A 10,447-nucleotide genomic window follows, 5' to 3' on the forward strand; every position below is an offset into this window, starting at 1 on the left:
CGTTCCGTCGGAAACACCTGGGGTTCGGCACGTCTTCCCCGGAAGAGACCCCCCGAACAGAGGTGACACCCGATGCTCCACAGACACGCCGCAGCCGCGTGCGCCACCCTCACCACCGTCGGCGCGCTCGTGCTGGCCGGCCCGCCCGCCGCTGTCGCCGGCGAGGCGCCCGTACCGCCGTCGACCCCCTCGGCGGCCGGCACACCCGGCGCCGAGAAGCCTTCCCCGGCCCTCCTCGACGCCATGCAGCGCGACCTCGGCCTGACCCGGGAGCAGGCCGAGACCCGCCTGAAGAACGAGGCCGAGGCCGGCGCGCGGGCCGGCCGCCTCCAGAACACCCTGGGCGACCGGTTCGCCGGGGCGTGGGTGAGCGGTCCGGTCTCCGCCACCCTCACCGTCGCCACCACCGACGCCGCCGACACCGCCGCCATCAAGGCGGGCGGGGCCGAGGCGAAGGTGGTCCGCCACGGGCTCAAGCGGCTGGAGGCCGCCAAGGCGAAGCTGGACCAGGGCTCGGTGCGGACCAGGACCACCGACGCCCCCGTCTGGTACGTCGACCCGCGCACCAACAGCGTGACGCTGGAGGCCGCCAAGGACACCGCCGCCGACGTCTTCCTCACCGCCACCGGCGTCGAGCGCGACCTCGTGCGGGTCAAGGCGACGACCGAGCGGCCGCGCCCGCTGGCGCACGAGATCCGCGGCGGCGACGCCTACTACATCGGCACCAGCCGCTGCTCGGTCGGGTTCGCGGTGGTCTCCGGCACCCAGGAGGGCTTCGCCACGGCCGGTCACTGCGGCCAGGCCGGCGCCGCCACCATGGGGCACAACAAAGTGGCGCAGGGCGCGTTCAAGGCGTCGACCTTCCCCGGCAAGGACATGGCCTGGGTGGCCGCCAACGCCGAGTGGACGGCCACGGCGCACATCAAGGGCCAGGGCGACCAGAACGTCGAGGTGGCCGGTTCCACCGAGGCCCTGATCGGCGCGTCCATCTGCCGCTCCGGCTCCACCACCGGCTGGCACTGCGGCACCGTCGAGCAGCACGACACCAGCGTGTCGTACCTCCAGGGCACGGTGAAGGGCCTGACCCGCACCACGGTCTGCGCCGAGCCGGGCGACTCGGGCGGCCCGTACATCTCCGGTACGCAGGCCCAGGGCGTCACCTCCGGCGGATCCGGCAACTGCAAGGACGGCGGCACCACCTTCCACCAGCCGGTCAACCCGCTGCTCCAGGAGTACGGGCTGACGCTGAAGACCAACGCCGCCGACCCGGGCGACACCGGCAAGGCCGGCACCACCTGGGCCGCCGGCAAGGTCTACCGGGTGGGCGACCGGGTCACCCACGAAGGGGTCCCCTACCGGTGCCTCCAGCCGCACCAGGCCCAGCCCGGCCTGCACCCCTCGGGCGCGGCCGGCCTCTGGCAGCGCGCCTGACCGGCACCGCGGCAGGAGCGGGGCCCGGCCCGCCCGCGGGACCGGGCCCCGCGCCACGCCCGGCGCAGGCCCGCGCCACGCCCGCCCCGGCGGCCCTCCCCCCCCCCGGGCAGCCCGCGCCCCGGCCCGGCCCGCGGAAGCACGACGGCCGCGGCCGTGGCAGCCTGAGGAACATGACGCGAGCCGCCCCCCGCCCGACCGTCCGCCGCATCTACGAACCGGCCGGACCCGACGACGGCGTGCGGGTCCTCGTCGACCGTCTCTGGCCGCGCGGCCTGTCGAAGGCGGACGCGCACGTCGACGAGTGGCCCAAGTCCCTCACCCCGTCCACCGAGCTGAGGCGCTGGTACCACGCGGCGGAGGGCGACGCGTACGAGGAGTTCCGGCGGCGTTACGAGGAAGAGCTGGCCGGACCGGAGGCCGCCGAGGCCCTCGACCGGCTGCGGGCCCTCGCCCGCGAGGGCCCGCTCACGCTGCTCACCGCCGCCAAGGACCCCGGCCGCAGCCACGCGGCCGTGCTGGTGGACCTGCTCACGGGGTGACCGGACGCGGATCGGTCTCCGCGGCCCGGGGCGCGGGCACCGCCACCGGGTGACCGGCCGTCAGCAGGAGCACCCCGCGCGCCGCCACCGCCCCCGCGACCGCGGCCACCAGCCAGCCGACCGGGCCCGCCCGGAACGTCTCGCCGAGCAGCGCGACGCCGATGACGGCCGCGACCGCCGGGTTGGCCAGGTTCACCACCGCGAGCGGCGCCGCCAGCCCGCCCCGGAACGCCGCCTGCGACAGCAGCAGCCCGCCCGTGGCGAACACCGACACCAGGACCGCCAGCAGCGCGGTCTGCCACCACGTGAGCGGCCCGCCCGGCAGCTCCCGCGCCAGCGAGGCGGTGACCGTCTGCGTCAGCGCGGACGCCACGCCCGACGCCACCCCCGACGCCGTCGCCAGGCCCAGGCCGCGGCCCGCACGGCGCACCAGCACGGCGATGCCCGCCGCCGTCACCGCGGCCACCGACAGGGCCTCCGGCAGCGACAGCGCGTCGCCCGGCGCCGCCGGGCCCACCACCGCGACCAGACCGACCAGCCCGCCCAGCGTCCACAGCGCGCCGCGCCACTCGGTCCGCGACACCCGCCGCCGCTCGTAGTACGCCCCCACCGGCAGCGCGGCGACCAGCGTCAGCGCGCCCAGCGGCTGGACCAGGGTGAGCGGGCCGTGGTGCAGCGCCGCGACATGGGTGAGCGCACCCGCCGCGTTCAGCCCGACCGCCCACCACCACAGCGGCCGGGCGAGCAGCGTCCTGGTGCCCCCGCCGCCCGCGGCCAGCCGGGACTGGGCGACCGCCGCGAGGGCGTACCCGGCCGCCGAGGCCAGCGAGAGGAGCAGGGCGAACAGCGTGGCCCTCACCGCGCCACCGCCCGCGGCCGGAGCGGCGCGATCCGGCGGGCGGCGCCCACCGGCCGCACCAGCGCGAGGGCGGCGGCCAGCAGCGCCGTGGCCACCAGGGCGTCCACCCAGTAGTGGTTGGCCGTGCCGACGATCACCAGCAGGGTGAGGAGCGGGTGGAGCAGCCACAGGACCCGCCACCGGCCCCGGGTGGCCGCGATCAGCCCGACGGCGACCATCAGCGCCCACCCGAAGTGCAGCGACGGCATCGCGGCGAACTGGTTGGCCATGCCGTCCGTCGCGGGCGTGGCGCCGTACACGGACGGTCCGTAGACCCGGGCGGTGTCGACGAGCCCGGCCTCGGCCAGCATGCGGGGCGGCGCGAGCGGCACCAGCAGGTGGAGCGCGAGGGCGGCGGCGGTCAGCAGCGTCAGGACGCGGCGGGCCCAGACGTAGTGGCCGGGGCGGCGCCGGTAGAGCCAGACCAGGAAGGCGACCGTGGCGGGGAAGTGGATCCAGGCGTAGTAGGTGTTGGCGGCGCGGACCAGGGCATCGCCGTGCAGGATCAGGCCCTGTATCCGGCCCTCGCCCGGCAGGTGCACGGCCCGTTCCAGGTCCCACACCCGGTCGGCGTTGGCGAAGGCCCGGGCCTCGTGGCCGTTCGCCACGGACCGGCCCAGCTTGTAGACGAGGAACAGCGCTGTCACCAGCACCAGTTCGCGGACCAGGGGCGGCCGTGGCGCAGCGGTCGTCTCCGGCTCGGCATGACGTATCCCGGCGGTCCCGGCAGCCATCTCCCGGCCTCATTCGCAGATCAAAACGGAAGCAAACGAGTGAGAGCGTAGATCCGATTTTATCGAGACGCAAGCGTATCGATACGTTTGCGTCTCGATTGAGCGCCCCGTAGTCTCGTACGTGCACAGCCCGCCCCGCATCCCCGCCCCTTCCGTGGAGGAACCGATGTCCACGCAGGCCGCCCCGGCCGCCAGGACCGGCGCACGCCGCAGCAAGATCAGCCCGGAGCGCGAGCTGGAGCTGTACGGGGCGGTGCTGGACCTGTTGCGGGAGGGCGGCTACGACGCCGTGACCATGGAGGGTGTCGCCGCCCGCACGAAATGCGGCAAAGCCACCCTCTACCGCCAGTGGAGGACCAAGGCCCAGCTGGTGACGGCCGCCCTCGACAAGAGCCGGTGCAGCCTGTTCACCGGCATCGACACCGGCACCCTGGCGGGCGACCTGCGCGCCGCCGCGGTCGCCGCCGCGGCGCGCCGCGGCCGGGACACCGAATTGATGGAAGCCGTCGGCCAGGCCTACCTCGACCACCCCGACCTGCGCTCCGCCCTGCGCGAGACGGTCATCAACCCCGAGGTCGCCGCGCTGGACGCGATGCTCCGGCGCGGTGTCGAACGCGGCGAGATCGCCGCCGGCAACCCGGCCATCGCCTTCGTCGCCCCCGGCCTCCTCGGCCTCCTGCGCGTCGAGCGGCTCTTCGAGGACCGGTTCGGCCAGGAGGACGCCCTGCCGGCGTACGTCGAAGCGGTGATCCTCCCCGCACTCGGCCTCGGCCCCTCCGGCACCTGAGGCACCCCGGCCACCGGCGCCGCCCGGCCCGACCGCGCCCGACCGAGGGACGCGGTCCGCCGTCCCCTCCCTCCCCGGGGTGCCTCACGTCACATGGCAGGTGCCGGCGGCGGTTCAGAGCGTGCCGAAGAGCCGTTCCGAGTGGCGCAGCGTGTGCGCGGCGACCCGCTTGCCGAGGGCGACGCCCGCTTCGTCGGCCGTGCGGGTGTGGATGCCCGAGTACACGCGGGCGTCCACGTTCTCCCGGCTCAGCCGGCTCCAGGTGGTGTAGGTGCGGGTCACTCCCGGGGCGGTGGGACTGGTCAGGGTGAACGGGGCGGTGCGCGGACCGGCCAGGGCGGACAGCACACCCTCCGCGGCACCCGCGTAGGTGCCGTGCCCGCTCGGGTAGTCGGGATGGGCGGGGGTGGTGTGCAACGGCGTCCACGCCGGATCGGGGTCGACGGAACCGGTGCGGATCGCGGTGACCGGGCGCCAGCGCCCATGGGCGTACTTGCTGTCCGACGTGGCGATCTGGGTGTCGACCAGGGCGACGTGGAACAGCGCCACCAGGGCGGCGCGGTCGGCCGCCGGCTTCGGCGAACGGGCCAGGGCGACCCGCAGCGGCTCGGTGTACAGCGTCAGCGAGGAGCCCAGCCAGAAGGTCGCGATCCCGGTCTGCTCGGGCGTCCGTACGGCGCTGTCGACGGCACCGTACGCCCGTACCTCGCGCAGATCGGCACGGTACCGGGCCGAATCGAGGGCGGGAGGAGCCGGCAGCCGGAACTGGGCGGCACCGGCGAGCAGGAAGGGCCGGGCCAGGCGGTTGCCGTACTGGGCGGCCGGCGCGTACGCGGGCGGGGTGGGCTGCCACACACCGGGCGCCGCCGGCGGCACGGTGAACGGCGCGTTCACCGACGCCGGGTCCAGGCCGTCGCCCGCCCGCGCCGCGAGCACCGCCCGCGCCTCGCGGGCCCCGGCCGCCACGCCCCGTGCCTCGGCCGGACCGTCGGGCACCGCGTCCAGCGTCGCGCGCAACCGGGTGTTCAACTCCGTTGCCTGGGACGGGACCAGCGCGGCCAGGGTGTCGTGCAGCGCGCTCGCCAGCGCGGCCTCCTCGAAGCCGCGCCGGTCCGGCCCGGCGGGAGCGGTGCGCACCGCCCGCGCCGCCGCCAGCCAGCCGATGGCCCAGGTACGGCTGTTGGTGATCTGGGTCGGCGTACCGCTCGCCGCGACCGTCCGGGCGGTGGTGTCGTACCAGTCGAGGGTCACGGAGGTGCGCGCCGGTGCGGCTTCGGCTTCGGGGGGCGCGCCCGCGGTGGCCGCGACGAGGACCGCCGCCCCGAGCGCGGCGAGGGCCGCTCGTGCGTTCCCGCCACTGCGGCGGTGTCCGGGCGGGCGGCGGCGCATCGGGGACGGGGGCATGGGGGCTCCTTCGGGTACGGGTGGTCGACGTGCGGGCACGCACGGATGCACGGCGCGAGTACGCCAACGGGCGTGGGATGAGACGGACTTCGGGTGGGGACCGCCGACGGGCGGGGGCGGGACGCGCGGTGAGGGGCGGCGCGGTCAGGCACACAGCGCGGACGCGACACGCAGCAGGTCGACGGGGCGCCGCCTGACGAGTCGTGGGAAGGTCCGCATGGCGCGAAGCTATCCCCGCCCCCACACCCCGTCAACGCGCGACCGGCCGGTACCGGCGGACCGCAACACGGTCTTCGCACCCGCGCCATGGGCCCGTCACGGGACGGCGGCCGGTGACCCCAGAAGACGCACCCCGCGCCCCGGACGCCTGCGCCCCGCTCCCCGCCGTCCGCACCCGCCGTGCCCGTACCGGACGAGCGGCACAGGGGCACGCCGAAACCGGACGAAGCGGCCGGCGGACACGGCGCGACCCCACGCAGCCGAGGGCGCGTTCGCCCTGAGGACGCGGGAGTCACGCGGCGCGGACGCCGTCCGGCCGCCGTTGACCGGCCCCCGCGGGCCCGGCTATGTTGCGCGCCATGCACCGATCCGCGCTCCTGACGACTCGAGGTCACGTCGACCTCAAGCGCGTGTGCTCCGCCGCGTGTCGGCGCTCCTGAACGACGGCGCCGCGCGGGCCCCCTCGGCCCCGCCTCCCCACGGCCCTCCGGCTCGCCCGGCGGGGCCGCGGGCCCTTCCCGCGCCGCGCCCGCGCACCGGTGAAGCAGCGCTCCGGCCCGTACGCCCGCAGCGCCCCGACGCCGCCGGCCCCCACCCACGGGTGAGCCCGGGCGGCGACCCCGCCGCGCCCAGGACCGGGAAGGCCCCCTGTGAAGACGTCACCGCCGACCTCACCACCGACACGACCGACGACACCACCGCGCACGGTGCCCCTGCGGCGCGCCGACATCCCACGCCCTGTCCCCTTCATCCGCCGCGCCACCGGAGCCGGGGCGGTGCTGGGCGCGGTGCTCGACCACGGACCCGTCGCGCGCAGCACCGTCGCCCGGCTGACCGGACTGTCCCCCGCCACCGTCAGCGGACACTCCCACGCCCTCGTGCGGCGCGGCCTGTTGCGGGAGGACCTCCCCGCGCCCGGGCCCCGGGGGCCGGGCCGGCCCCATGTGCCCGTCGACGTCGACACCGGCCGCCACCTCGTCGCCGGAGCCCATATCGCGGTCGCGCACACCACCCTGTCGCTGATGGACCTGCGCGGCCGGATCGTCGCGGAGGACCGGCGCCCGCACCGGGGCACCGACCCCGGGTCCGTACTGGACGGCCTCGCCGCCCGGCTGCCCGGGCTGCTCGCGGCCCACGGCGCGGGCAGGACCGTGCTCGCCCTGGGCGCGGCGACCGGCCACTGGGTCGACCCGGAGGCGGGGGTGGTCGTCCGCCACCCCCAACTGGGCTGGCGCGACGTCCCGCTGAGACGGATGCTCGCCGACGCGACCGGGCTCCCGGTCCACGTCGACAGCCACGCCCGTGCCCTCGCCCGGGCCGAGCAGCTCGTGGGGCGGGCCGCCACCCGGCGCAGCGCCGTGCTGCTGTTCGCCGGCGCGGTCGTGGACGCGGCCTTCGTGACGGCGGGAGCGGTGCACCAGGGCCCGCGCTCCGGTGCCGGGAGCGTCGCCCACCTCCCGGTCGGTGCCGGGGAAGACGTCCGCTGCACATGCGGTACCCCGGGCTGCCTCCAGTCCGGGGTGTCGGAACCCGCGATGGTGCGGCGGGCCGCGGCGGCGGGGCTCCGCGTACCAGACTTCCCCGCCCTGCTGGACCGGGCCGCGGACGGCGAACGGCGGGCGTCGGCGCTGTTCCTGCGCCGTGCCCGGCTGCTGGGACGCGCAGCGGCCGTACTGCTGGACATGTTCGATCCCGAGGTCCTGGTGGTGGTCGACGCCGCGGCGGGCAGGCTGCCCGCGTGCCTGGATGTGCTGAGGGCGGAGGTCGCGGAGCGCTCGTGGGTGTGCGGCGATCCCGTGCGCGCCGTGGTGCCGAGTTCCTTCACGGGTGCCGTCCTGCCCACGGCCGGGGCGGCCGTGGCCCTGGGGGCGCTGTACGACGACCCGTTGGGGCCGTGGCCCGCGCTGTCCGGGGCGTCCTGACGGACGGCTCGCCGGAATTCCCTTTAATTCAGTCGGTTGCATTGTTGACCGGGTCCGAACGGGACGGGAAGGATGCATTCATGAGCACTTCGCGAGGGAATCACCGGCCTGTACCCGCCGCGGTACGCCGTCGTCCTTCCGAACGTCCCGGCCGTTCCTGTACCGGCAGGGGCTGCTGACCCGCCAGCGGGACTCCGCGCCCGGGGACGTGTCCCTCGGATCCCGCCGGGCCGGCGTGCCCCGGCACGCGCATCTGCGGCACTGTCGTCGGCCGTGCGTCCGCACGCACCGGACCCCGTTCCCTGATCCGGCCTGATCCGCACAGTACGCCCCGGTCCTCGACCCGCCGCTCGGAGCGGTGGCCCCGCGGTCGGGGCGGCCGGGACGAGGAGCGGGCCGGGGCGGGCCCGGCGCGGAGGTCGCGCGGCGCACTTTCCCGCGCGGCGCCCGTACCCCGGCGCGCTGCTTCTTCCTTTTCCAGCGGCTGATTCCGCCACGCCGATTCACGGGTGCCTTTCCCGGTGCTCGCCAGTCCTTTTCCCCATTCCTCACACGTATGCGCACGTGTGTTTTCCTCCAGGAGGAGAAATGACCGTCTCGCTGTCCTCGGGCCCCGTCGCCGACCTCGCACCCGACCGGTTCAGGCAGGCCTTCCGCGCCTATCCGGCCGGGGTCGTCGTCGTCACCGCCGACGCGGGCCGGGGGCCCGTCGGCTTCACCGCGACCTCGCTCACGTCGCTCTCGCTCACCCCGCCCCTGGTCTCCTTCGCCGTCGCCACCACGTCGTCGTCCTGGCCGCACATCGAACAGGCCGGCACCGCCGTCGTCCACTTCCTGGGGTCCGACCAGGAGGCGCTGGCCAGGCGGTTCGCCACGAGCGGGATCGACCGGTTCGCCGAGCCCACCGCATGGCGGCGGCTCCCCACCGGCGAGCCCGTACTGGACGGCGTCGCCGGGCTGCTGCGACTGACCGTCGAGGACCTCGTACCGGCGGGCGACCACCGGATCGTCGTGGCCCGCGTCGTCGACGCGTGGCAGGAGCCGGGCCGCCGGCCCCTGCTCTTCCACGACGGCGGCTACCTGTCCGTCTGACCGCCCGTTCCGGCCGGCCCTCCCAGAACAGGACCCCCATGCCCTCCCACCCCCTCTTCACGTCCTCCCGCCTCGGACGCCGCGGCTTCCTCGCCCTGCTGGGCGGCGCGACCGCACTCGGTGTCGCCGGGTGCGCGCCCGGCCCCGCCGGCGCGGCCCGCTCGTCCACCGTCAAGGCCCTCCCCACCGGCCCACCACCACCCGGCACCCGCCTGTCCGTCGCGGTGCGCACGTCGCGCATCCAGCTGACCGAGTCGGGCCTGCTGAAGCACCTGCCCTTCCACGTCTCCCAGTGGCCCAACCTCTCCGCCGGCCCCGACATCATCCAGGGCTTCCGCGCCCGCTCCATCGACCTGGCCGCCAACGCGGGCGTCCCCCCGATCCAGGCCGAGGCGATCGGGGTGGAGGCGCGGATCGTCGGCGTCCAGGTGCGCCGCAAGCCGTCGTACGTCTTCGCCACCGCCCCCGGCTCGTCCCTCGCCCGGATCGAGGACTTCCGCGGCAAGAAGATCGCGTTCTCGCAGGGCCAGGCGCAGGGCGTCGTCGTGCTCCGGGCGTTGAAGGAGGCCGGTATCGACCACGCCGACGTCCGGTTGGTGGCGCTGCCCAGCACCCAGTTCCTCACCGCCCTCCAGTCGAAGCAGGTCGACGCCGCGCCGCTGGGCGAACCGACGCTGACCAAGTACCTGAGCCAGTACCGTCCGGACGGCGCCCGGGAGGTGCGTACGGACGTCGTCGACCTGCTGACCGTCCTGTGGGCACCCGCCGAGGTGCTGGACACCCCGGCGACCGCGGCGGCGGTCCGCGCCTTCGTCCCGCTGTGGGCCCGCGGAGTGGTGTGGTCGTGGGAGCACCAGGAGCGGTGGATCGACGCCTACTACGTCAAGGACCAGGGGGTCACCCGGGAGGACGGCCGCAGGATCGTCACCTCCCTGGCGGAGCCGCGCTTCCCCGAACGCTGGGACGAGGCGGTCGCCTGGGAGCAGGAGACCGCGGACCTGCTCGCCGAGGGTGGCTTCGTACCGAAGGTGGACGCCGCCACGCTGTTCGACCGCCGCTTCGAGGGGCTCGCGGCCGCCGCCGTGCCGGCCCGGTACCGGGAGGGCACGGCATGACCGACGCGCTGTCACGTCCGGCCCGCGCGGCGACGGCCACGGCCGAAGGGCCTGCCGTCCCGACCGCATCCGCCGTCCCCACCGCTCCTGCCGCCCCAGCCGCGGCCCTCTCCGGTGCCGCGCCCTCCGCGACCGTGGACGGCACCCGCCCCGGCGAGGGAGGCCCGGCCGCACTCGCCCCCGGGCCCGTTGGGAAGCTGGGCCCTGAGCGGGCCACCGGTCCAGGCCCCGGCGCCGACCGCCCGCCTGTCCCGGGCCCCAGCCCCCGACACGGCTCCGACGCCGACTCCGACCCCCCCCCCC

10 protein-coding genes are annotated in these 10,447 nt (G+C 76.0%); 6 read left to right on the top strand and 4 right to left on the bottom strand.

Going from position 1 to position 10,447, the window contains the following annotated elements; all coding sequences use genetic code 11:
• Positions 1-72: 72 nt before the first annotated feature.
• A complete protein-coding gene (locus A4V12_RS22690; protein WP_064071259.1) occupies positions 73-1,431 on the top strand; it encodes a trypsin-like serine protease in 1,359 nt (452 codons plus the stop codon).
• 173 nt (positions 1,432-1,604) lie between these two features.
• Complete coding sequence (locus A4V12_RS22695) at positions 1,605-1,973, top strand: DUF488 domain-containing protein (RefSeq protein WP_064071260.1); 369 nt, start codon at positions 1,605-1,607, stop codon at positions 1,971-1,973.
• On the opposite strand, the gene A4V12_RS22700 is transcribed toward A4V12_RS22695, so the two are convergent.
• Both A4V12_RS22700 and A4V12_RS22705 read right to left on the bottom strand, forming a co-directional pair.
• The gene (locus A4V12_RS22700; protein ID WP_079137266.1) at positions 1,963-2,832 is read right to left on the bottom strand and encodes a DMT family transporter; all 870 of its coding nucleotides are present in this window, start codon (positions 2,830-2,832) and stop codon (positions 1,963-1,965) included. The two genes, A4V12_RS22695 and A4V12_RS22700, sit on opposite strands and share 11 nt — an antisense overlap.
• Positions 2,829-3,605, bottom strand: a complete 777-nt coding sequence (locus tag A4V12_RS22705; RefSeq protein WP_064071261.1) for a phosphatase PAP2 family protein — start codon at positions 3,603-3,605, stop codon at positions 2,829-2,831. The genes A4V12_RS22700 and A4V12_RS22705 overlap by 4 nt, the downstream gene beginning before the upstream one ends.
• Positions 3,606-3,771: 166 nt before the next feature.
• Between A4V12_RS22705 and A4V12_RS22710 the strand changes: the two genes are divergently transcribed.
• Positions 3,772-4,392, top strand: coding sequence for a TetR/AcrR family transcriptional regulator (locus A4V12_RS22710; RefSeq protein WP_079137267.1), 621 nt, complete (start codon positions 3,772-3,774; stop codon positions 4,390-4,392).
• A gap of 114 nt (positions 4,393-4,506) precedes the next feature.
• Here the strand turns inward: A4V12_RS22710 and A4V12_RS22715 are convergent, their stop codons facing one another.
• Both A4V12_RS22715 and A4V12_RS39815 read right to left on the bottom strand, forming a co-directional pair.
• On the bottom strand, positions 4,507-5,796 hold the full coding sequence (locus A4V12_RS22715) for a vanadium-dependent haloperoxidase (RefSeq protein ID WP_234372294.1): 1,290 nt from the start codon (positions 5,794-5,796) through the stop codon (positions 4,507-4,509).
• Positions 5,797-5,940: 144 nt separating this feature from the next.
• Positions 5,941-6,015, bottom strand: coding sequence for a putative leader peptide (locus A4V12_RS39815; RefSeq protein WP_350498022.1), 75 nt, complete (start codon positions 6,013-6,015; stop codon positions 5,941-5,943).
• Between the two features lie 707 nt (positions 6,016-6,722).
• Here A4V12_RS39815 and A4V12_RS22720 point away from each other — a divergent pair.
• From A4V12_RS22720 to A4V12_RS22730, 3 genes are all read left to right on the top strand, one after another.
• Positions 6,723-7,937: an ROK family protein gene (locus A4V12_RS22720; RefSeq protein ID WP_064071262.1), complete on the top strand. Its 1,215-nt coding sequence runs from the start codon at positions 6,723-6,725 to the stop codon at positions 7,935-7,937.
• A gap of 588 nt (positions 7,938-8,525) precedes the next feature.
• Positions 8,526-9,029: a flavin reductase family protein gene (locus tag A4V12_RS22725; RefSeq protein WP_064071263.1), complete on the top strand. Its 504-nt coding sequence runs from the start codon at positions 8,526-8,528 to the stop codon at positions 9,027-9,029.
• A gap of 38 nt (positions 9,030-9,067) precedes the next feature.
• Complete coding sequence (locus A4V12_RS22730) at positions 9,068-10,144, top strand: ABC transporter substrate-binding protein (RefSeq protein WP_064071264.1); 1,077 nt, start codon at positions 9,068-9,070, stop codon at positions 10,142-10,144.
• The last annotated feature ends 303 nt before the right edge of the window (positions 10,145-10,447 follow it).

The organism is Streptomyces noursei, from assembly GCF_001646665.1.
In the GTDB taxonomy this organism is placed as follows: Bacteria; Actinomycetota; Actinomycetes; order Streptomycetales; family Streptomycetaceae; genus Streptomyces; species Streptomyces lavendulocolor.